This is a genomic window from Pseudomonas chlororaphis subsp. chlororaphis (genome assembly GCF_003945765.1).
Taxonomy (GTDB): Bacteria; Pseudomonadota; Gammaproteobacteria; order Pseudomonadales; family Pseudomonadaceae; genus Aquipseudomonas; species Aquipseudomonas chlororaphis.
The window spans coordinates 649,862-671,099 of record NZ_CP027712.1; the positions used below are offsets into that span (position 1 = coordinate 649,862).

General features: G+C 63.5%; 18 protein-coding genes. 13 read left to right on the forward strand and 5 right to left on the reverse strand.

Annotated elements, in window-relative coordinates:
• The first annotated feature begins 84 nt into the window (after window positions 1–84).
• The 11 genes from rpsF (at window position 85) to C4K27_RS02905 (ending at window position 14,341) form a co-directional block, all read left to right on the forward strand.
• Window positions 85–510 (forward strand): 30S ribosomal protein S6, encoded by a 426-nt coding sequence (gene rpsF, locus C4K27_RS02855; RefSeq protein WP_007921481.1) that lies wholly within the window; start codon window positions 85–87, stop codon window positions 508–510.
• 28 nt (window positions 511–538) lie between these two features.
• Window positions 539–769, forward strand: coding sequence for a 30S ribosomal protein S18 (gene rpsR, locus C4K27_RS02860; RefSeq protein WP_002551829.1), 231 nt, complete (start codon window positions 539–541; stop codon window positions 767–769).
• Window positions 770–805: 36 nt separating this feature from the next.
• Entirely contained in the window at window positions 806–1,705 is a 900-nt protein-coding gene (locus C4K27_RS02865; RefSeq protein ID WP_009041913.1) for a hypothetical protein, read from the forward strand.
• 21 nt (window positions 1,706–1,726) lie between these two features.
• Window positions 1,727–2,173 carry a 50S ribosomal protein L9 gene (rplI, locus tag C4K27_RS02870; protein WP_007921484.1) on the forward strand — a complete coding sequence of 149 codons (447 nt, stop codon included), beginning with the start codon at window positions 1,727–1,729 and terminating at the stop codon, window positions 2,171–2,173.
• Between the two features lie 134 nt (window positions 2,174–2,307).
• A complete protein-coding gene (gene dnaB, locus C4K27_RS02875; RefSeq protein WP_007921486.1) occupies window positions 2,308–3,705 on the forward strand; it encodes a replicative DNA helicase in 1,398 nt (465 codons plus the stop codon).
• A 226-nt stretch (window positions 3,706–3,931) separates the two neighbouring features.
• Entirely contained in the window at window positions 3,932–6,232 is a 2,301-nt protein-coding gene (locus tag C4K27_RS02880; RefSeq protein ID WP_007921487.1) for a YgiQ family radical SAM protein, read from the forward strand.
• Window positions 6,233–6,358: 126 nt separating this feature from the next.
• On the forward strand, window positions 6,359–6,877 hold the full coding sequence (locus C4K27_RS02885) for a hypothetical protein (protein WP_053259430.1): 519 nt from the start codon (window positions 6,359–6,361) through the stop codon (window positions 6,875–6,877).
• A gap of 173 nt (window positions 6,878–7,050) precedes the next feature.
• Window positions 7,051–10,326 carry a transglutaminase family protein gene (locus tag C4K27_RS02890; RefSeq protein ID WP_053259431.1) on the forward strand — a complete coding sequence of 1,092 codons (3,276 nt, stop codon included), beginning with the start codon at window positions 7,051–7,053 and terminating at the stop codon, window positions 10,324–10,326.
• 87 nt (window positions 10,327–10,413) lie between these two features.
• A complete protein-coding gene (locus C4K27_RS02895) occupies window positions 10,414–12,900 on the forward strand; it encodes a circularly permuted type 2 ATP-grasp protein (protein ID WP_053259432.1) in 2,487 nt (828 codons plus the stop codon).
• Window positions 12,900–13,805 carry a transglutaminase family protein gene (locus C4K27_RS02900; RefSeq protein WP_053259433.1) on the forward strand — a complete coding sequence of 302 codons (906 nt, stop codon included), beginning with the start codon at window positions 12,900–12,902 and terminating at the stop codon, window positions 13,803–13,805. Before C4K27_RS02895 ends, C4K27_RS02900 begins: the two co-directional genes overlap by 1 nt.
• A 116-nt stretch (window positions 13,806–13,921) precedes the next feature.
• Window positions 13,922–14,341, forward strand: a complete 420-nt coding sequence (locus C4K27_RS02905; protein WP_053259434.1) for an NUDIX hydrolase — start codon at window positions 13,922–13,924, stop codon at window positions 14,339–14,341.
• Between the two features lie 24 nt (window positions 14,342–14,365).
• Here C4K27_RS02905 and C4K27_RS02910 read toward each other — a convergent pair whose 3' ends face one another.
• Window positions 14,366–14,551, reverse strand: a complete 186-nt coding sequence (locus tag C4K27_RS02910; protein ID WP_053259435.1) for a hypothetical protein — start codon at window positions 14,549–14,551, stop codon at window positions 14,366–14,368.
• A gap of 69 nt (window positions 14,552–14,620) precedes the next feature.
• Complete coding sequence (locus tag C4K27_RS02915; RefSeq protein WP_053259436.1) at window positions 14,621–15,208, reverse strand: cytokinin riboside 5'-monophosphate phosphoribohydrolase; 588 nt, start codon at window positions 15,206–15,208, stop codon at window positions 14,621–14,623.
• A gap of 349 nt (window positions 15,209–15,557) precedes the next feature.
• Here C4K27_RS02915 and azu point away from each other — a divergent pair, with 349 nt between their 5' ends.
• Window positions 15,558–16,004 carry an azurin gene (gene azu / locus C4K27_RS02920; protein WP_007921507.1) on the forward strand — a complete coding sequence of 149 codons (447 nt, stop codon included), beginning with the start codon at window positions 15,558–15,560 and terminating at the stop codon, window positions 16,002–16,004.
• 225 nt (window positions 16,005–16,229) lie between these two features.
• On the opposite strand, the gene nadE is transcribed toward azu, so the two are convergent.
• The 3 genes from nadE to C4K27_RS02935 form a co-directional block, all read right to left on the reverse strand.
• The gene (gene nadE / locus C4K27_RS02925; protein ID WP_053259437.1) at window positions 16,230–17,057 is read right to left on the reverse strand and encodes an NAD(+) synthase; all 828 of its coding nucleotides are present in this window, start codon (window positions 17,055–17,057) and stop codon (window positions 16,230–16,232) included.
• Window positions 17,058–17,060: 3 nt separating this feature from the next.
• Entirely contained in the window at window positions 17,061–18,287 is a 1,227-nt protein-coding gene (gene pncB / locus C4K27_RS02930; protein ID WP_053259438.1) for a nicotinate phosphoribosyltransferase, read from the reverse strand.
• Window positions 18,288–18,518: 231 nt separating this feature from the next.
• Complete coding sequence (locus C4K27_RS02935; protein WP_025808040.1) at window positions 18,519–19,424, reverse strand: LysR family transcriptional regulator; 906 nt, start codon at window positions 19,422–19,424, stop codon at window positions 18,519–18,521.
• Window positions 19,425–19,587: 163 nt separating this feature from the next.
• On the opposite strand from C4K27_RS02935, the gene amaB reads away from it, so the two are divergent.
• On the forward strand, window positions 19,588–21,078 hold the full coding sequence (amaB, locus tag C4K27_RS02940) for an L-piperidine-6-carboxylate dehydrogenase (protein WP_053259439.1): 1,491 nt from the start codon (window positions 19,588–19,590) through the stop codon (window positions 21,076–21,078).
• Window positions 21,079–21,238: the final 160 nt, after the last annotated feature.

Sequence of the window (21,238 nt, forward strand, 5' to 3'; positions counted from 1 at the left end):
ATCTCTGAGGCAAGACACACAAGTGTCATTCACTCCTTGTCTGACCGCTTTTGAGCGGCAGGCTACAACCCGTAAGGAGCATTCATGCGTCATTACGAAATCATCTTTCTGGTCCACCCTGACCAGAGCGAGCAAGTCGGCGGCATGGTTGAGCGTTACACCAAGCTGATCGAAGAAGACGGCGGCAAAATCCACCGTCTGGAAGACTGGGGCCGTCGTCAACTGGCCTACGCAATCAACAATGTTCACAAGGCTCACTACGTGATGCTGAACGTTGAGTGCACCGGTAAAGCCCTGGCTGAGCTGGAAGACAACTTCCGTTACAACGATGCTGTGATCCGTAACCTGGTCATCCGTCGCGAAGAAGCCATCACTGGCCAATCCGAGATGCTCAAGGCTGAAGAGAACCGCAGTGAGCGCCGTGAGCGTCGTGACCGTCCTGAGCATTCTGACAGCGCCGATGGCGATGACAGCGATAACAGCGACGCCAGCGATAACGCTGACGAGTAATCCACGGACCTTTTGAGGAGCCAATTACATGGCACGTTTCTTCCGTCGTCGTAAATTCTGCCGCTTCACCGCTGAAGACGTGAAAGAGATCGATTACAAAGATCTCAACACTCTGAAAGCCTACGTATCCGAGACCGGCAAAATCGTTCCAAGCCGTATCACCGGTACCAAAGCTCGTTATCAGCGTCAGCTGGCCACCGCTATCAAGCGCGCCCGCTTCCTGGCCCTGCTGGCCTACACCGACAGCCACGGCCGCTGAGACCGGGCAGTCGACAAGTAGTAAGGGATTGAATGCATGCGCGCCTTAGCTGAGTTCATCATGCGCGGCCGTATGCAGGCCACTCTGGTAGTGGCCGGATGTGCGGCATTGCCGTTGTTGTATTGGTTGGGTGCTGCTGCGGGAAGCCTGGTGCTCCTGCGGCGCGGCTTGAGCGACGCCCTTGGTGTCCTCGCCCTGGGATTGCTGCCGGCATTGTTCTGGTGGCTGTATTCCGATGATCCACGCGCACTCATGGTGTTGCTCGGGTCTTCGGGCCTTGCGTTGGTTTTGCGCGCAAGCGAATCCTGGAACCGTGTGCTGCTGGTCAGCATAGCGCTGGGCCTGGTGTTTGCTGGAGTGCTGGGTGTGGCTTACCGCCCTCAGATCGAGATGCTCTCGCAGGAGTTGGTAAAAATCCTGCCGCTGGCCCTCGGTGATCTCTACCAGCAACTGTCGGTTGAAGAGCGGGCTCGTCTCGCCTCACTGATTGCACCGGTCCTGACCGGCCTGATTGCGGCTTTGTTGCAGGTCGTCAGTGTGCTGAGCCTGATTGTCGGGCGCTACTGGCAGGCGTTGTTGTACAACCCGGGTGGTTTTGGGCGCGAGTTTCGCGCTATCAAGCTCCCGCTGGGACTGGCGATGTTGCTGCTGGCCTGCATGCTGCTGGGACCGAACCTCGGTCCACAGATGGCGATGCTGACGCCGTTGTGCAGCGTACCGCTGGTGTTCGCCGGGCTGGCCCTGATTCACGGGCTGGTGGCGCAAGGGCGACTGGCCAGGTTCTGGCTGGTGGGGTTGTACGTAACGCTGTTGCTGTTTATGCAGCTGATCTATCCGTTGCTCGTGGTGTTGGCCATAGTCGACAGCCTGATTGATTTTCGCGGTCGTTCGGCGCCGAAAGACGCCGATAACGGTCCTGCGAACGGTGAAGGTTAAAAGTTAAGAGGTTATTACCAAATGGAACTGATCCTGCTGGAAAAAATCGCCAACCTGGGCAACCTGGGCGATAAGGTAAACGTTAAGGCCGGTTACGGCCGTAACTACCTGCTGCCTTTCGGCAAAGCCACCGCTGCTACCGCTGCCAACCTGGCTGCGTTCGAAGCGCGTCGTGCCGAGCTGGAAAAACTGGCTGCAGAGAAAAAGGCTTCTGCCGAAACTCGCGCTGCCCAACTGGCTGAGCTGGAAGTGACTATCACTGCCACCGCTGGTGACGAAGGCAAGCTGTTCGGTTCGATCGGCACCCACGACATCGCTGATGCACTGACCGCCTCCGGCGTTGAAGTTGCAAAAAGCGAAGTTCGTCTGCCGAACGGCACCATCCGCAACGTAGGTGAATTCGACGTAGCCGTGCACCTGCACGCTGAAGTTGAAGCCACCGTACGCGTTGTCGTGGTAGCAGCTTAAGCAGTACTTGTCGGCTGGCACCCTCGGGAGCTAGCCGGTAACATCGGGCACGATCCTGTTTACAGGTCGTGCCCTTTGTCTTTCTGTACCCTCAGTTTTTCAAACCCCTGCTTTTCCTAAAAAACCAAGTGGCCATGAACGATATCTCCGCTCCCGAGCAATACGATCTGCAAACCGCTGCCCTGAAGGTGCCGCCACATTCCATCGAGGCCGAACAGGCCGTGCTCGGTGGTCTGATGCTGGACAACAACGCCTGGGAGCGGGTGCTCGATCAAGTCTCCGACGGCGATTTCTATCGACATGACCATCGCCTGATCTTCCGTGCGATCGCCAAGCTGGCCGATCAGAACATGCCAATCGACGTCGTGACCCTGTCCGAACAGCTGGACAAGGAAGGTCAGACGTCCCAGGTCGGTGGCCTGGGCTACCTGGGTGAACTGGCGAAGAACACGCCGTCGGTGGCCAACATCAAGGCTTATGCGCAGATCGTTCGCCAGCGCGCCACCCTGCGCCAGCTGATCGGCATCAGCACCGAGATCGCCGACAGCGCCTTCAACCCCGAAGGCCGCACCGCCGAAGAGATTCTCGACGAAGCCGAACGGCAGATCTTCCAGATCGCCGAAGCGCGTCCGAAGACCGGCGGGCCAGTGGGCGTCAACGAGTTGCTGACCAAGGCCATCGACCGCATCGACACCCTGTTCAACACCGACAACGCCATCACCGGCCTTTCCACCGGCTACACCGACCTCGACGAGAAGACCAGCGGCCTGCAGCCTGCCGACCTGATCATCGTCGCCGGTCGTCCGTCCATGGGTAAGACCACCTTTGCCATGAACCTGGTGGAAAACGCCGTACTGCGCAGCGACAAGGCGGTGCTGGTGTACTCCCTCGAGATGCCAGGCGAATCGCTGATCATGCGTATGTTGTCGTCCCTCGGCCGTATCGACCAGACCAAGGTGCGTTCCGGCCAGCTGGAAGACGACGACTGGCCGCGCCTGACCTCGGCGGTCAACCTGCTCAACGACCGCAAGCTGTTCATCGACGACACCGCCGGTATCAGCCCTTCGGAAATGCGCGCGCGGACCCGCCGCCTGGTGCGTGAGCACGGCGACATCGCCCTGATCATGATCGACTACCTGCAGTTGATGCAGATCCCGGGTTCCAGCGGCGACAACCGGACCAACGAGATTTCCGAGATCTCCCGTTCCCTCAAGGCCCTGGCCAAGGAATTCAACTGCCCGGTAGTGGCCCTGTCCCAGCTCAACCGCTCCCTCGAGCAGCGCCCGAACAAGCGCCCGGTAAACTCCGACTTGCGCGAATCCGGAGCGATCGAGCAGGACGCCGACGTCATCATGTTCGTGTACCGGGACGAGGTGTATCACCCCGAGACCGAGCACAAGGGCATTGCCGAGATCATCATCGGCAAGCAGCGGAACGGCCCCATCGGCTTTATCCGCCTGGCGTTCATCGGCAAGTACACCCGCTTCGAGAACCTCGCGCCGGGCAGCTACAACTTCGACGACGACGAATAAACAGCCGTAGCCGCTGCCGCAGGCTGCGACAAGGGCCGCAGGACCTTCGTTCGATTGGTGAGCGTTGCGTCTGCCGCGCAGCCGATCGCAGTCTGCGACAGCGGCCACAGGCCACCGATTTCCGACCATAGTCGTCGGAATTGGTTATTTTTTGTGCTATATTCCGCGCCCGCGAATTTCTCTGTAAATAAACGCGCCCTCATCTACACCTATACCGGTCATCGACATGCAAGCAGCCAAGCCGTTATTTGACTATCCCAAGTACTGGGCCGAATGTTTCGGACCGGCGCCGTTCCTGCCGATGAGCAGGGCGGAGATGGATCAGCTCGGCTGGGATTCCTGCGACATCATCATCGTCACCGGCGATGCCTACGTCGATCACCCGTCGTTCGGCATGGCGATCATCGGCCGGCTGCTGGAGTCCCAGGGCTTCCGCGTCGGGATCATCGCCCAGCCGAACTGGCAGTCCAAAGACGACTTCATGAAGCTCGGCGAGCCGAACCTGTTCTTCGGCGTCGCGGCCGGCAACATGGACTCGATGATCAACCGCTACACCGCGGACAAGAAAATCCGCTCCGACGACGCCTACACCCCGGGTGGCCTGGCGGGCAAGCGTCCGGACCGCGCCAGCCTGGTCTACAGCCAGCGCTGCAAGGAAGCCTACAAGCACGTGCCGATCGTCCTGGGCGGCATCGAAGCCTCCCTGCGCCGCATCGCCCACTACGACTACTGGCAGGACCGGGTGCGCAACTCGATCCTGATCGACGCCAGCGCCGACATCCTGCTCTACGGCAACGCCGAGCGGGCGATTGTCGAAGTCGCCCAGCGCCTGTCCTACGGGCACAAGATCGAAGACATCACCGACGTGCGCGGCACCGCGTTCATCCGCCGTGACACGCCGCAGGGCTGGTACGAAGTGGACTCCACGCGTATCGACCGTCCGGGCAAGATCGACAAGATCATCAACCCCTACGTCAACACCCAGGACACCCAGGCCTGTGCCATCGAGCAGGAAAAAGGCCCGGTCGAGGATCCTCAGGAAGCCAAGGTCGTGCAGATCCTGGCCAGCCCGAAGATGACCCGGGACAAGACGGTGATCCGCCTGCCGTCCATGGAAAAGGTGCGTAACGATCCGGTGCTCTACGCCCACGCCAACCGCGTGCTGCACCTGGAAACCAACCCGGGCAACGCCCGTGCGCTGGTGCAGAAACATGGCGAGATCGATGTCTGGTTCAACCCGCCGCCCATCCCGATGACCACCGAAGAGATGGACTACGTGTTTGGCATGCCGTATCAGCGCATCCCGCACCCGGCGTACGGCAAGGAGAAGATCCCGGCCTACGACATGATCCGTTTCTCGGTGAACATCATGCGTGGCTGCTTCGGTGGTTGCACCTTCTGCTCGATCACCGAGCACGAAGGGCGGATCATCCAGAACCGTTCCGAAGAGTCGATCATTCGCGAGATCGAAGAGATTCGCGACAAGGTTCCAGGTTTTACCGGGGTCATCTCCGACCTCGGCGGCCCGACCGCGAACATGTACCGCATCGCCTGCAAGAGCCCGGAAATCGAATCCGCGTGCCGCAAGCCGTCCTGCGTGTTCCCTGGCATCTGTCCGAACCTGAACACCGACCACTCATCGCTGATCCAGCTGTATCGCAGCGCCCGCGCCTTGCCGGGGGTGAAGAAGATCCTGATCGCTTCCGGCCTGCGTTACGACCTCGCGGTCGAGTCGCCGGAGTACGTCAAGGAGCTGGTGACCCACCACGTCGGTGGCTACCTGAAGATTGCCCCGGAACACACCGAGGAAGGTCCGCTCAACCAGATGATGAAGCCGGGCATCGGTAGCTACGACCGGTTCAAGCGGATGTTCGAGAAATACTCCAAGGAAGCGGGCAAGGAGCAGTACCTGATTCCGTACTTCATCGCCGCGCACCCGGGCACCACCGACGAAGACATGATGAACCTGGCCCTGTGGCTCAAGGGCAATGGTTTCCGCGCCGACCAGGTGCAGGCGTTCTACCCGTCGCCGATGGCCACCGCCACCGCGATGTACCACTCGGGCAAGAACCCGCTGCGCAAGGTCACCTACAAGAGTGACGGGGTGACCATCGTCAAGAGCGAGGAGCAGCGTCGCCTGCACAAGGCGTTCCTGCGTTACCACGACCCGAAAGGCTGGCCGATGCTGCGTGAAGCGCTGACCCGCATGGGCCGCGCCGACCTGATCGGGCCGGGCAAGAACCAGTTGATTCCTTTGCATCAGCCGTCGACCGACAGCTACCAGAGCGCTCGTCGCAAGAACTCGACGCCGGCTGGCAGCCACAAAGTGGCCAAGGAAACCACCAAAATTCTCACCCAGCACACCGGTCTGCCTCCACGCGGCAGCGACGGTAGCAACCCGTGGGACAAGCGCGAACAGGCCAAGGCCGCCGCGATGGCCCGCAACAAGCAGGCCGCCAAGGAACGCACGGATGCGGCCAAGGGCAAAGGCAAGAAGCCAGCCCGCAAACCGGTCGTGCCCCGCTAAGGCCACTGCTGTCCGGACACAACGGCACAGACACAACGCCAACCCCAGGGTTGGCGTTGTGCATTTCGCCGTTCGGGTTTGTTAAGGTGCGCCCCCAGGATTGGCATCAACTCAAGGAAGCGCCGCGTGTTACGTCGCCGGAAAACCCCGCAACAACGGCAGGTCGAAGACCGGCTGCTACGCCTCAAGACCGCCGAATGGCTCGCCTGGCAGCCCTATGTGCGGCGTTTCGGGGTGATTCATATCGCGGTGATGATGACGACGGTCTTCAGCATCTCGCTGACCGCCGCGCAGGTGCCCCATCTGTATTTCCCCCGTGACTTCCAGGTCGCCAACTACGCCGCGATGGCCATGCTGGGCGCTGGGCTGCTGATGAGCCTGTGTTTCCTGCTGGTGATCCGCGGCTACCCGCGCGGCGTCTGGGCCTTGTTCGGCGCGTTGGTGTTCTGCCTGGCATGCGCGCTGCTGGTCCTGCTGGACTCCCGCCAGCGACTGTTCCCGGCCTTTGTCCTGTGCATTCCCCTGGCCGGGCTGTACCTGATGAGCACCCGGCGCTACCAGCGCGGGCTCAAGGTGCTGCAAGTGGCGGCACGCAAACGCCGGCGCCTGCAGCGACTGGAAGCCGGCCTGAAGCGGGTGCGCTGACCGCCGGTTACATCCTGTCGCCACATTTATGTGCAACCCTGCGCACGCCGAAGCACGCGCCGCTCGCTTTTGGTGCTGTACTGCCCACAGCCGTTGGGGAAAGCCCCGGGACTGGTGCTCTGGCATAAGTCTTGCGCGCTTTCGTGTACGTTCAGGCCCGCAGGAGGCACGCCGTGTCGATCCATGTCGCATTGCACCATGTCACGCATTACCGCTACGACCGCGCGGTCGAACTCGGCCCACAGATCGTTCGCCTGCGTCCGGCGGCCCATAGCCGTACGCGGATTCTCTCCTATACGCTGAAAGTTCAGCCCGAGCAGCATTTCATCAACTGGCAGCAGGACCCCCAGGGCAACTACCTGGCGCGCCTGGTCTTCCCGGAGAAGACCGACGAGCTGCGGATCGAAGTCGATCTGCTGGCGGAGATGGCGGTGTTCAATCCGTTCGATTTCTTCCTCGAGCCCTACGCCGAGAAAATCCCCTTCGCCTATGCCGCCGACGAGCAGCGCGAGCTGGCGCCTTACCTGGAAACCCTGCCACTGACGCCGAAGTTCAAGGCGTACCTCGAGGGCATCGACCGCACGCCGATACCGGCGGTGGATTTCCTGGTGGCCCTGAACCAGCGCCTGAGCGAAGACATCGGCTACCTGATCCGCATGGAGCCCGGCGTGCAGACGCCGGAGCAGACCCTGGACAAGGCTTCCGGCTCCTGCCGCGACTCCGCCTGGCTGCTGGTGCAGCTGCTGCGCAACCTGGGGCTGGCCGCGCGCTTTGTTTCCGGCTACCTGATCCAGCTGACCGCCGACGTCAAATCCCTCGACGGCCCGTCCGGCACCGAGGTCGATTTCACCGACCTGCACGCCTGGTGCGAGGTGTACTTGCCCGGCGCCGGCTGGATCGGCCTGGACGCCACTTCCGGGCTGTTTGCCGGGGAAGGCCATATCCCGTTGGCCTGCAGCCCCGATCCGTCCTCGGCGGCGCCGATCAGCGGCCTGGTGGAGCCTTGTGAATGCGAGTTCGGCCACGAGATGTCGGTGGAGCGGGTCTGGGAAGCGCCGCGGGTCACCAAGCCCTACACCGAGGAGCAATGGCTGGCGATCCAGGCCCTGGGCCGGCAGATCGATGCCGACCTGCTGGCGGGCGACGTGCGCCTGACCATGGGCGGCGAGCCGACCTTCGTCTCGATCGACGACCCGGATGGCGCCGAATGGAACACCGCGGCTCTCGGGCCGAACAAGCGCCGGTTGTCCGCCGAGCTGTTCCAGCGCATGCGCAACCACTACGCGCCCAAGGGCCTGGTGCACTTTGGCCAGGGCAAGTGGTACCCGGGCGAGCAATTGCCGCGCTGGTCGCTGAACTGCTACTGGCGCCGCGACGGCGTGCCGATCTGGCACAACGCCGCGCTGATTGCCGACGAGCATGAAGACTATGGCGCCGACAGCGAGCTGGCCGGGCGTTTCCTCGCCAGCGTCGCCGAACGCTTGAAGCTGCCCGCGCGCTTTGTATTCCCGGCCTACGAAGACAATTTCTACTACCTGTGGCGTGAAGGCACCTTGCCGCAGAACGTCAGCGCCGAGGATTCGCGGCTGGCGGACGAGCTGGAGCGGGCGCGCCTGCGCAAGGTGTTCAGCCAGGGCCTGGACAAGGTCATCGGCCAGGTCCTGCCGCTGGCCCGTACCGCCAGGGGCGACCAGTGGCAGAGCGGCCGCTGGTACCTGCGCGATACCCATTGCCGGTTGATCCCGGGGGATTCGCCCCTGGGCTATCGCCTGCCGCTGGCGTCCCAGCCCTGGGTGACGGCGGCGGAGTATCCCTATGTGCACCCCACCGACCCGAACCAGGAGCTGCCCGAGCTGCCGGACAGCGCGCAACTGCGCGAACACGGCGAAGCGGCCGCAGCCGATGAGCGGGTGCCGCAGATCGACCAGTCCGCCGACTGGCTGACCCGCACCGCCTTCTGCGCCGAGGCGCGGGGCGGGCGCTTGTACCTGTTCATGCCGCCCCTGGAGCGCCTGGAGGATTACCTGGAACTGGTCAGCGCCATCGAGGCCACCGCCGAGGAGCTGCATTGCCCGGTGCTGCTGGAGGGCTACGAGCCGCCGAGCGATCCGCGCCTGAGCAACTTCCGCGTCACCCCCGATCCGGGTGTGATCGAGGTCAACGTGCAGCCGTCCGCCAGTTGGGACGAGCTGGTGGAGCGCACCGAATTCCTCTACGAGGAGGCCCGGCAGACCCGCCTCACCACCGAGAAATTCATGATCGACGGGCGCCATACCGGCACCGGCGGCGGCAACCACTTCGTATTGGGTGGCGCGACGCCGGCGGATTCGCCGTTCCTGCGCCGGCCGGACCTGTTGCGCAGCCTGATCAGCTACTGGCACAACCATCCATCGTTGTCCTATCTGTTCTCCGGGCTGTTCATCGGCCCCACCTCCCAGGCGCCGCGGGTCGACGAGGCGCGCAACGATGCGTTGTACGAGCTGGAAATCGCCTTCGCGCAGATGCCCGAACCGGGCGAGGAGTGCCCGCCATGGCTGGTCGACCGGCTGCTGCGCAACCTGTTGATCGACGTCACCGGCAACACTCACCGTGCCGAGTTCTGTATCGACAAGCTGTACTCGCCGGATGGCGCTACAGGCCGCCTGGGCCTGCTGGAACTGCGCGCCTTTGAAATGCCGCCCCATGCGCGCATGAGCCTGGCCCAGCAACTGTTGCTGCGGGCCTTGGTGGCGCGCTTCTGGCGCGAGCCCTACGCACCGGCCAAGCTGGCGCGCTGGGGCACCGAGCTGCACGACCGCTTTCTGTTGCCGCACTTCATCGAGCAGGACTTCGCCGATGTCATTGTCGAGCTCAACGCCGCCGGCTACCCGTTGCGGGCCGAGTGGTTCGCCGCGCACCTGGAGTTCCGTTTCCCCAAGGTCGGCGATTATGCGGTCGGCGGTGTCGAGCTAGAGTTGCGCCAGGCCCTGGAGCCTTGGCACGTGTTGGGGGAGGAGGGCTCCGCTGGCGGCACGGTGCGTTATGTCGACTCGTCGCTGGAGCGCTTGCAGGTCAAGCTCACCGGGCTGGCGCCGCAGCGCTACCTGTTGACCTGCAACGGTGTTGCGGTGCCGCTGCAGCCCACTGGGCGAGTCGGGGAGTTCGTCGCCGGGGTGCGCTACCGGGCCTGGCAGCCGTTCAACTGCCTGCAACCGACCATCCCGGTGCACGCACCGCTGGTGTTCGACCTGCTCGACACCTGGATGCAGCGTTCCCTGGGCGGTTGCCAATACCATGTGGCCCACCCGGGCGGGCGCAACTACGACAGCCTGCCGGTGAATGCCAACGAAGCCGAAAGCCGGCGCATGGCGCGCTTCTTCCGCCTGGGGCATAGCCCCGGCACCTTGTCGGTGCCGGGCCTGACGATCAACGACGAGTTGCCGATGACACTCGATTTGCGACGTTTCTAAAGCAGACGCGACGTCCGGATGTTTCGCATATCCGGGCGTCATGTGTCTGCGTTAATCTGACTTACCTTGCCGTCTGCCGAGCTTTCCATGCCTGACCTGCTTGACCACTACCCGCTGACGGCGGGTACCTACCACGAACTGCTCGACGCCAGCGGCGCGGTGCGCCCGCACTGGCGCCGATTGTTCGACCAGTTGCAGCGCAGCACACCGGCGCAGTTGATGCAGCGCCAGGCGCTGCTGACCCGGCAGATCCAGGAAAACGGCGTCACCTACAACGTCTATGCCGACCCCAAGGGCGCCGACCGGCCGTGGGAACTGGACCTGTTGCCCCATGTGATCGCCGCCGATGAATGGCAGCAGCTGTCCGCCGGGATCGCGCAACGGGCGCGTTTGCTCAATGCGGTACTGGCCGATCTGTACGGCCCCCAGCGGCTGATCAGCGAGGGCCTGCTGCCGGCCGAGCTGGTCTTCGGCCATAACAACTTTCTCTGGCCGTGCCAGGGCATCCAGCCGCCGGAAGGCGCCTTCCTGCACCTGTACGCGGTCGACCTGGCGCGTACCCCGGACGGGCGCTGGTGGGTCACCGCCGACCGCACCCAGGCGCCGTCCGGTGCCGGCTACGCCCTGGAAAACCGCATGATCGTGTCCCGGGCCTTTCCGGACCTGTACCGCGATCTGCAGGTGCAGCACCTGGCCGGGTTCTTCCGCACCCTGCAGGAAACCCTGGCCCGCCAGGCGCCCCGGGACGACGAAGCGCCACTGATCGTGCTGCTGACCCCGGGACGTTTCAACGAGAGCTATTTCGAACACCTGTACCTGGCGCGCCAGCTCGGTTATCCGCTGGTGGAGGGCGGCGACCTGACGGTGCGCGATGCCACGGTCTACCTCAAGACCCTGAGCGGCCTGCGGCGGGTGCACGCGATCATGCGCCGGCTCGACGACGACTTCTGCGACCCGCTGGAACTGCGCACCGACTCGGCCCTCGGCGTGCCGGGGCTGCTGGAGGCGGTGCGGCGGGGGCGGGTGCTGGTGGCCAATGCCCTGGGCAGCGGCGTGCTGGAGTCGCCAGGCCTGCTGGGTTTCCTGCCGAAGATCAGCGAGCACTTGTTCGGCGAAAAACTGATTCTGCCGTCTGTCGCCACCTGGTGGTGCGGCGAGGCACCGGTGCTGGCCCAGGCCCTGGAGAAACTCCCGGAACTGCTGATCAAGCCGGCGTTCCCGTCCCAGAGCTTTGCCCCATTGTTCGGTCGCGACCTCTGCGAGAAAGAGCGCCAGGCCCTGGCCGAACGCATGCGGGCGCGACCTTATGCCTATGTCGCCCAGGAACTGGCGCAACTGTCCCAGGCGCCGGTCTGGCAGGCCGAGGACGGCCAGCTGCAACCGCGGGCCATCGGCATGCGGGTGTATGCCGTGGCCAGCCGCGATGGTTACCGGGTACTGCCGGGCGGCTTGACCCGGGTGGCCGCCGAGGCCGATGCCGAGGTGGTATCGATGCAGCGCGGCGGCGCCAGCAAGGACACCTGGGTGCTGGGCGAACGTGCGCCCAGCGGCGAACAGTGGAAAGGCCAGCGGACCATCGGCGTGCATGAGCTGGTGCGGCGCGATCCGTACCTGCCGTCGCGGGTGGTGGAAAACCTGTTCTGGTTCGGCCGTTACTGCGAGCGTTGCGATGGCAGTGCGCGGCTGTTGCGGATCATGCTGGCGCGCTATGTCGACGGCGATGACCCGCAGGCCTTGCAGGCGGCGGTCGAGCTGGGCGAAAGCCTGATGCTGCTGCCGGACGAAGGCGAACTGCCCGAGCGTTTGTTGGCGGCCCTGCAGGGGGACGATTGGTCCTTCAGCCTGCGCTCCAACCTGCAGCGCCTGCAGTGGGCGGCGTCCCAGGTGCGCGGCAAGCTTTCGCGGGAAAACTGGCAGGCGCTGGTGGAATTGCAGCGCGAAGCCTTGGCACTGGAAGCCCGCGAGCCGGACTTCGGCGAGCTGCTGGACTTCCTCAACCGCCTGGTGATGTCCCTGGCGGCGCTGTCGGGTTTCGCCCTGGACGACATGACCCGCGACGAAGGCTGGCGCTTTTTGATGATTGGCCGGCGCATCGAGCGCCTGCAGTTTCTCAGCAGCAGCCTGGCGGCCTTCCTGCGCAGCGCCACCGCGTTCGACCAGGCCGGGCTGGAGTGGCTGCTGGAACTGGGCAACAGCAGCATCACCTACCGTTCCCGCTACCTGGCGGTGGCGCAGTTGATCCCGGTGCTCGACCTGTTGCTGCTCGACGAACAGAACCCCCATGCGGTGCTGTTCCAGCTGAAGCTGGTGACCCGGACCCTCAATCGCTTGAACGACGAGTTCGGCGTACCGCGCGAGGCCGGTTTGCCCAAGCTGGTGGGGCGTCTGGGGCGCTTCGACCTGGGCTGCCTGGAAAACCCGCTGTTCGGCGAGGCCAGCGTGCGGGCGGCGCTCGAAGGCCTGGCCGACCTGTTGCAGGAAATCGCCGATGCCAGCGGGCAGGTCTCCGACCGCCTGGCGCTGCGGCATTTCGCCCATGTCGACGATGTCAGCCAACGAACGGTATCCGTCTGATGAGCGCTCATTACCAGGTCTTCCACGATACCCATTACCACTACGACAGCCCGGTTTCCCTGGCCCAGCAGCTGGCGCACCTGTGGCCGCGCGCCTGCGCCTGGCAGCATTGCAGCCAGCAGGAACTGCTGATCAGCCCCGACCCCACCAGCCGTCGCGACGAGCTGGACGTGTTCGGCAACCCACTGACCCGGCTGGCGTTCGAGCGGCCCCATGACGAGCTGCTGGTTAATGCGCAGCTGACGGTGGAGGTGCTGGCTAGGCCCACGCCGGATTTCACCCGTTCATTGCCCTGGGACGCCACCCGCAGTGCGCTGACCTACAGCAGCCGGCCGTTATCCGCAGCCTTGATGGAGGCGTGCCGTTACCGCTTCGAGTCGCCTTATGTGCACTTGAAGAAAAGCTTCGTCGAGTTCTCCGAAAGCTGTTTCCCCGCCGGGCGTCCGTTATTGCTGGGGGTGCAAGCGTTGATGGAAAAGATCTTCAGCGAGTTCACCTTCGATGCCGAAGCCACCCAGGTGGCGACGCCGCTGGTGGAAGTGCTGGAGCGGCGGCGCGGGGTCTGCCAGGACTTCGCCCACCTGATGCTGGCGTGTTTGCGTTCCCGCGGTTTGGCGGCGCGTTATGTCAGCGGCTACCTGCTGACCCAGCCGCCACCGGGGCAGCCACGCCTGATCGGCGCAGATGCCTCCCATGCCTGGGTTTCGGTGTTCTGCCCGGTGCTCGGCTGGGTGGATTTCGACCCGACCAACAACGTGCAGCCGGCGCTGGAGCACATCACCCTGGCCTGGGGCCGGGATTTTTCCGATGTCTCGCCGTTGCGCGGGGTGATTCTCGGCGGCGGCAGCCACGACCCGGAAGTGCGGGTGACAGTGATGCCGCTGAATGAACGGATCTCTCTGTAGCCGCTGCCGCAGGCTGCGCTCGGGCGCGTAGCGGCCGTGCTTTGGTGGCCACAGGAAGGTTCTTCGAACCTTATCGCAGCCTTCGGCAGCGGCTACAGGCTTTACAGGAGTTACTTATGTTCCCGGTATCGATCAAGGGCGTGCTGCAATCCCCCGAGGGGCTGGTGGTGCTGATGCTCAACGAGCGTGACGAGTGGGAGCTGCCCGGCGGGCGGATCGAGCTGTGGGAGACGGCGCCCCAATGCCTGGCGCGGGAGATCGAGGAGGAGCTGGACGTGCGGGTGGCGGTGGGCGAGCCGCTGGATTCGTACCTGTTCGAAGTCATCCCTGGCAAGCAGGTCTTTATCTCGACCTATCGCTGCCGGCTCCTGGGCGGTTTTGTGCCAACCGTCAGCCACGAGCACAAGGAAATCGGCCTGTTCGCGTCGGACCGGCTACCGGCCAACTTGCCACAGGGTTATCGCGATTCGATTGTCAAAGCGTTGGGTATCCGAGGGTCGGCAACGGATGGCCGACCCCAGATCCCGAGGGCCTGATAGAGGTATCGGGCCTGGCGGGTCTCAGGCCTTGGGAGCCTGATCGTCTACTGCATCGGCGTCGTCGACGGCCACGTCGTCTTCTGTCTCCGGGCTTGGTGCGCCGGCTTCTTCAGCGGCCGCTTTCTTGCGTTGCAGCTTTTCCTCTTTCTTCTGCTCCTTTGCCAGGTCTCGCTGACGTTTGGCGAAGGAGTAATTGGGTTTAGCCATGGGCGATCCTCTGGGGTCGAAGGTGAGGTTTGAGCGGCGCGTATTCTGCCCTGTATCGGAGCCCGGCGGTTAATCGGGTTTCTGCTCGGCCCATTTGGGGACTACCGTGGGTTGCCAGGCTTCCAGCGCCTCCAGCAGTTTGCGCGGCGATTCGCTCACTTGCAGCATGTCACGGTGCGGGGTGCGAACGAAGCCTTCGCCGACGATATGATCGAGAAAACCCGTGAGCTTCTCGTAGAAACCATTCACTTCCAGCAACCCCAGGGGCTTGGCGTGGTAACCCAACTGGCCCCAGGTCCAGACCTCGAACAACTCTTCCAGGGTGCCCAGGCCACCCGGCAGCGCGATAAAAGCGTCGCTCAACTCGGCCATGCGTGCCTTGCGGGCGTGCATGCCGTCGACCACCTCCAGGCGCGTCAGGCCCGGATGGCCGATTTCCTTGTCCTTGAGGCTCTGGGGAATGATGCCGATGACTTCGCCGCCAGCCGCCAGGGCCGCGTCGGCGACTATGCCCATCAGGCCGACGGCGCCACCGCCATAGACCAGGGTCAGCTTGCGCTCGGCCAGCTGGCGCCCGAGGGCTTCGGCGGCCTCGCGGTAGGCCGGGTTGGTGCCGGTGCTGGCACCGCAGAACACGCATACAGACGCTAAAGACATGCCTTACTCCATGGTCAGTGAGGGCCACAGAGTAATGGCTGGCCGGCCGCGCTCCAAGGGTCAATCCTCGCCGCGGGGGCTTTCATAGGTGCCGCTGGCGCCACAGGCATAGGCGGCGAGCAGGCTGCGGAACAGACTGTTGAGGTGCATGGCAGACACTCCGATAGTGATGTGCGCCGAGCATAGGTCCGCGGCCGATGGCTGGCTGTTTGATTCTCTCGATCAGGCCGATAGCGCAAAGTTGTATACAATTTCTTGATGTAAATCATAGGAACTTGTGAAAAATTCAGGCAGTCTTCACCTTCATGGATTCAGATGGATTTTGTTAACCCTGCCTTGGAGATTCACCATGTTTGCCAAACTCGTTGCGGTATCCCTGCTGACACTGGCCAGCAGCCAGCTGATGGCCGCCGAATGTAAGGTCGATGTCGACTCCACCGACCAGATGTCCTTCAACACGAAGGAAATCACCATCGACAAGAGCTGCAAGACCTTCACCGTGAACCTGACCCACTCCGGCAGCCTGCCGAAGAACGTCATGGGCCATAACTGGGTATTGAGCAAAAGCGCGGACATGGCCGGTATCGCTACCGACGGCATGGCCGCCGGCATCGACAAGAACTACCTGAAAGAAGGCGACAGCCGCGTCATCGCCCACACCAAGATCATCGGCTCCGGCGAAAAAGATTCGGTGACCTTCGACGTGTCGAAGCTGACCGCTGGCGAAAGCTACGAGTTCTTCTGCTCGTTCCCGGGCCACAACTCGATGATGAAAGGCGCTGTGGTGCTGAAGTGATCGGTTGATTCCGTGTGATGAAAAAGCGCCCTGCGGGGCGCTTTTTTTGTGCCTGGAACTGCGTATACAGACTTGTGCCGCTGCCGAGCCTGCGAGGCTGCGTACGAGGACGCAGTCCTCGCAAAACCTGCCCACGCGGTCCATCGAACATAACGTGGCGCCTGGTTTGGCGACCGCTCTGCGACCGTGCGCAGCCTCGCAGCCTCGGCAGCGGCTACGGGCTGTTTATGGCGCGAACGGCATCACGCGTTTGTGATGGGTCTTGTTGTAGGTGTTGCAGATGATCTTGAACGCCTCCTCGCGCACCGGCTGGCCGTGGAGGAAGGCGTCGATCTCGGCGTAGGTCACGCCGTGGGACGCTTCGTCCGGCTTGCCGGGAGACAGGTCTTCCAGGTCGGCGGTAGGGATCTTCTCCACCAGCGACTCCGGCGCGCCGAAATGCCGGGCAATGGCCCGCACCTGGTTCTTCACCAGCCCGCTCAGCGGGGCCAGGTCGCAGGCGCCGTCACCGAACTTGGTGAAGAAACCCATCACCGCTTCGGCGGCGTGGTCGGTGCCGATCACCAGGCCGTGGGCAGCGCCGGCGATGGTGTACTGCGCGACCATGCGCATGCGTGCCTTGGTGTTGCCAAGGACGAAGTCCCGGCTTACCGCCTGATGGCCTTCGAAGGCCGCCACTTCATTGGCCAGGGACTTGACCGCCGGCCCGATGTTCACGGTGTGGCGCTCGTCGGGTTCGATGAAATCCACCGAGGCCTGGGCATCGTGTTCGTCGAACTGCACGTCGTACGGCAGGCGCACGGCGATGAAACGATAGCCCTGGTCGCCACTGCTGGCGCGCAGTTCGCGCATCGCCCGCTGGGCCAGCAGGCCCGCGGTCAGGGAGTCGACGCCACCGCTGATGCCCAGCACCAGGGCCTTGAGCCCGGAATTGAGCAGGCATTGCTGGATGAACGCGACCCGCCGGGCGACTTCTGCCTCGAGATCGGCCTGGTCCTTGAAAGGGGGTTGGACCTTGAGCTGTTCAGCAATCTCACGCTGTACGGCTTGCATGATTCACTCCTTGCTTGATGTGCCAGAAAGGGCGGCAGGTACTTGGAAAACGTGGCGCAAATAAGCGACGAAGTTGGGATCCTTGCAGTGGGTCTTGCCCGCTTCGTCGGAGATCTTGGCGACGGGCTGGCCATTGCAGGCGGCCATTTTAAGCACGATGCTCATCGGCTCGACACCGGGAATATCGCACGTCAGGTTGGTGCCGATACCGAAGCTGACATTGATCCGACCGCGCAACGCACGAAAAATCTCCAGGGACTTGGGCAGTGTCAGGCTGTCGGAGAACACCAGGGTCTTGCTCATCGGCTCGATGCCCAGTTTCAGGTAATGGGCGATGGCCTTTTCCGCCCAGATGATCGGGTCGCCCGAGTCATGGCGCAAACCGTCGAACAGCTTGGCGAAGTACAGATCAAAATCGTTGAGGAAGGCGTCCGTGGTGATGCAGTCGGTCAGGGCGATCCCCAGCAGGCCGCGGTACTCGCGGACCCAGCAGTCGAGGGCGGCGATCTGGCTGTCGATCAGCCGCGGCCCCAGTTGCTGGTGGGCCATGATCCATTCGTGGGCCATGGTGCCCAGGGGTTTCATGTCCAGCTCGCGGGACAGGTGCACGTTGCTGGTGCCGACGAAACGCCCGGGGAAGTCGTGCTTGAGCACGTTCACCACTTCTTCCTGGACCCGGTACGAGAAACGCCGGCGGGTGCCGAAGTCGGCCACCTGCAGGTGCGACAGTTCATCGGCGCTGGCGTTGGCGCTCAGCCAGTCGAACTTGCGATACAGCTGTTCGCGCGCCTGTTCCAGGACGACTTCGCGGTAGCGATAGCGGTTACGCACCTCGCTGACGATCGCCAGCATCGGCACTTCGAACAGGATCACGTGCAGCCAGGGCCCGCGCAGGCGGATGAACAGCTCGCCGTTCTCGATACCGGTATGCACATACCGCAGGTTGAAGCGGAACAGCCCGAGAAAACGCAGGAAGTCCGGTTTCAGGAAGCTGATGCGCTCGAGAAAACTCAACTGGTCGGCGCTCAGGCTCAGGTCGGCCAGGCGCTCGAACTGATAACGGATCTCCGCCAGATAGGGGCGCAGGTCCTCGCTGTTGCGGCAGCGGAATTCCCATTCGACTTCCACATTGGGGTAGTTGTGCAGCACCGCCTGCATCATGGTCAGTTTGTAGAAGTCGGTGTCGAGCAGGTTCTGCACGATGCGATCGGCAAACACACTCTCGCTCATAACGGGAATCTCCATGCTGGCCGCGATCAAGGGCGCGGCTTTCCAGCTTGTTCAATGAAGGCAGTAGTGGCGCATATCCGCCGTGGGTTTTGCCAGTGTTTTTTGCTTGAGGACGATGTCGAGGCTGATGGCCTCATCGCGGGCAAGCCTCGCTTCTACAAGAGCGGTGCCGTACCTGTAGGAGCGAGGCTTGCCCGCGATAGCTCCCGTGCGGCCTGCACTCATCCCGGATCAGGCCGGCGTCGGGCTGTCGATCTGTTCCAGCATCCAGCGTACGAAGTCCCGCACCTTGGGCACTTCGGCCGCATGTTCGGGGTAGGCCAGGTAATAGGCATCGTGGCTGGGCATGGCGTAGTCCCAGGCCAGCACCAGCTTGCCCTCGGCCAGTTCTTCTTCCACCAGGAACCGCGGCAGCAGGGCCACGCCGCAGCCGACCTGGGCGGCCCTGATGCACATGTAGAAGGTTTCGAAGCGCGGGCCGTGATAGCTGTGCTCGGTGTGGTAACCCTGGCTGTCGAACCAGTCATGCCAGGCCTGCGGCCGCGAGGCCAGTTGCAGCAGCACCAGCTCGGCCAGCTGCGTCGGGTCGGTGAACGGCTTGTCCGGCAGGCTGCCGGGGGCGCAGACCGCCACCAGCTCTTCGCCGAACAGCTTCAGGCACTCGGTGCCGGGACGCGAACCCTGGCCGAAGTAGAACGCCATGTCGCTGCGGCCCTGCAGCAGGTCGTCGGCTTCCTGCTCGTTGCACAGGTCCAGGTGGATCTGCGGGTGGCGCAGGCGCCAGCCCTTGAGGCGCGGCACCAGCCAGCGCGCGCCGAAGGTCGATGGGGTGGACACCCGCAGGACTTCGGTTTCGCCGCCGTAGGAGCGCAGGTAATGGGTCGACATCTCGATCTGCGAGAGGATCTTGCGCACCTCCACCAGATACAGGTCGCCGGCCGGGGTCAGTTGCAGGCGCCGGCGTACCCGGCGAAACAGCAGGTGTTGCAGGAGCTCTTCCAACTGCGCGACCTGCTTGCTGACCGCGCTCTGGGTCAGGTTCAGCTCCTCGGCGGCGCGGGTGAAGCTCAGGTGCCGGGTGACGGCCTCGAAACACTGCAGGGCGGTGATCGAGGGCAGGTAGCGTTTGTTCAGCATCGAGGGTTCCTTGTTCTTGTCCCGGCTGCGCAGCATGAATAAACGGAATGATATCTCGCCTAATCGTCGTTTGTTGGCAAGTCTCGGGCCGGCTACAACTACAGTCCTGAATGGCTGTGTCAACGGCTACGACTTTTTGCTTTCCATTTGTAAGGAGTGACCCATGGTTGCCGCATTGCTTGATCGTCTTGGTGTGAACCCGGCCCTGTATCAATCGGGCAAGCAGCCCGTGCATTCGCCGATCGACGGCAGCCGCATCGCTTCGGTGAACTGGCAGGGCGCAGCTGAGGTGGAGCAGCAGGTCAGTCGCGCGGAGCATGCGTTCGAGTTGTGGCGCAAGGTGCCGGCGCCGCGGCGTGGCGAGCTGGTGCGCCAGTTCGGCGAAGTGCTGCGCGAATACAAGGCCGACCTCGGTGAGCTGGTGTCCTGGGAAGCCGGCAAGATCACCCAGGAAGGCCTGGGCGAAGTGCAGGAAATGATCGACATCTGCGACTTCGCGGTCGGCCTGTCACGCCAGCTGTACGGGCTGACCATCGCCTCCGAGCGCCCGGGCCACCACATGCGCGAAACCTGGCACCCGCTGGGCATCGTCGGGGTGATCAGCGCGTTCAACTTCCCGGTCGCGGTCTGGGCCTGGAACACCACCCTGGCGCTGGTCTGCGGCAACCCGGTGATCTGGAAACCCTCGGAAAAGACCCCGTTGACCGCCCTGGCCTGCCAGGCGCTGTTCGAGCGCGTGCTGAAGAACTTCAGCGATGCCCCCGAGTACTTGAGCCAGGTGATCATCGGCGGGCGCGACGCCGGCGAAGCGCTGGTGGACGACCCGCGCGTGGCCCTGATCAGCGCCACCGGCAGCACCCGCATGGGCCGCGAAGTGGCCCCGAAAGTCGCCGCGCGTTTCGCCCGCAGCATCCTCGAGCTGGGCGGCAACAACGCGATGATCCTGGGGCCGAGCGCCGATCTGGACATGGCCGTGCGCGCCATCCTGTTCAGCGCCGTCGGTACCGCTGGCCAGCGCTGCACGACGTTGCGCCGGCTGATTGCCCATGAATCGGTGAAGGATGAAATCGTCACCCGCCTCAAGGCCGCCTATTCCAAGGTGCGCATCGGCCATCCGCTACAAGGCAACCTGGTCGGTCCGCTGATCGACAAGCACAGCTTTGACAACATGCAGGATGCGCTGGAGCAGGCCCTGAGCGAGGGAGGCCGGGTGTTCGGCGGCAAGCGCCAGCTGGAAGACCAGTTCCCCAACGCCTATTACGTGTCGCCGGCGATTGTCGAAATGCCGGAGCAGAGCGACGTGGTGTGCAGCGAGACCTTCGCACCGATTCTCTACGTGGTGGGCTACAGCGATTTCACCGAAGCGCTGCGCCTGAACAACGCCGTGCCGCAAGGCCTGTCGTCCTGCATCTTCACCACTGATGTGCGTGAGGCCGAGCAGTTCATGTCGGCGGTGGGCAGCGACTGCGGCATCGCCAACGTCAACATCGGCCCGAGCGGAGCGGAGATCGGCGGCGCCTTCGGTGGCGAGAAAGAAACCGGCGGCGGCCGCGAATCCGGCTCCGATGCCTGGCGCGCCTATATGCGCCGGCAGACCAACACCGTGAACTACTCACTGGAGTTGCCATTGGCGCAGGGTATTACCTTCGACTGATCGACCCCGATCGCGCCCGCCTGCCGGGCGCTGTAGCCGCTGCCGAAGGCTGCGATAAGCTCCGAAGGAGCTTGGTTCCCGATCTCCTGTCGGGCCTATGGCGGTCTTCAGGTCGCCGCGACCGTGCCGGTCGATCGCAGCCTGCGGCAGCGGCTACCGG

Bases quoted from the DNA above. Each gene is read 5' to 3' on its own strand.
- C4K27_RS02935 (WP_025808040.1), bottom strand. From the start codon at position 19,424: ATGCTGAACAAACGCTACCTGCCCTCGATCACCGCCCTGCAGTGTTTC.
- azu (WP_007921507.1), top strand. From the start codon at position 15,558: ATGTTTGCCAAACTCGTTGCGGTATCCCTGCTGACACTGGCCAGCAGC.
- C4K27_RS02905 (WP_053259434.1), top strand. From the start codon at position 13,922: ATGTTCCCGGTATCGATCAAGGGCGTGCTGCAATCCCCCGAGGGGCTG.
- rplI (WP_007921484.1), top strand. From the start codon at position 1,727: ATGGAACTGATCCTGCTGGAAAAAATCGCCAACCTGGGCAACCTGGGC.
- C4K27_RS02900 (WP_053259433.1), top strand. From the start codon at position 12,900: ATGAGCGCTCATTACCAGGTCTTCCACGATACCCATTACCACTACGAC.
- nadE (WP_053259437.1), bottom strand. From the start codon at position 17,057: ATGCAAGCCGTACAGCGTGAGATTGCTGAACAGCTCAAGGTCCAACCC.
- C4K27_RS02910 (WP_053259435.1), bottom strand. From the start codon at position 14,551: ATGGCTAAACCCAATTACTCCTTCGCCAAACGTCAGCGAGACCTGGCA.
- C4K27_RS02895 (WP_053259432.1), top strand. From the start codon at position 10,414: ATGCCTGACCTGCTTGACCACTACCCGCTGACGGCGGGTACCTACCAC.
- C4K27_RS02880 (WP_007921487.1), top strand. From the start codon at position 3,932: ATGCAAGCAGCCAAGCCGTTATTTGACTATCCCAAGTACTGGGCCGAA.
- rpsR (WP_002551829.1), top strand. From the start codon at position 539: ATGGCACGTTTCTTCCGTCGTCGTAAATTCTGCCGCTTCACCGCTGAA.
- C4K27_RS02865 (WP_009041913.1), top strand. From the start codon at position 806: ATGCGCGCCTTAGCTGAGTTCATCATGCGCGGCCGTATGCAGGCCACT.
- dnaB (WP_007921486.1), top strand. From the start codon at position 2,308: ATGAACGATATCTCCGCTCCCGAGCAATACGATCTGCAAACCGCTGCC.
- C4K27_RS02915 (WP_053259436.1), bottom strand. From the start codon at position 15,208: ATGTCTTTAGCGTCTGTATGCGTGTTCTGCGGTGCCAGCACCGGCACC.
- pncB (WP_053259438.1), bottom strand. From the start codon at position 18,287: ATGAGCGAGAGTGTGTTTGCCGATCGCATCGTGCAGAACCTGCTCGAC.
- rpsF (WP_007921481.1), top strand. From the start codon at position 85: ATGCGTCATTACGAAATCATCTTTCTGGTCCACCCTGACCAGAGCGAG.
- amaB (WP_053259439.1), top strand. From the start codon at position 19,588: ATGGTTGCCGCATTGCTTGATCGTCTTGGTGTGAACCCGGCCCTGTAT.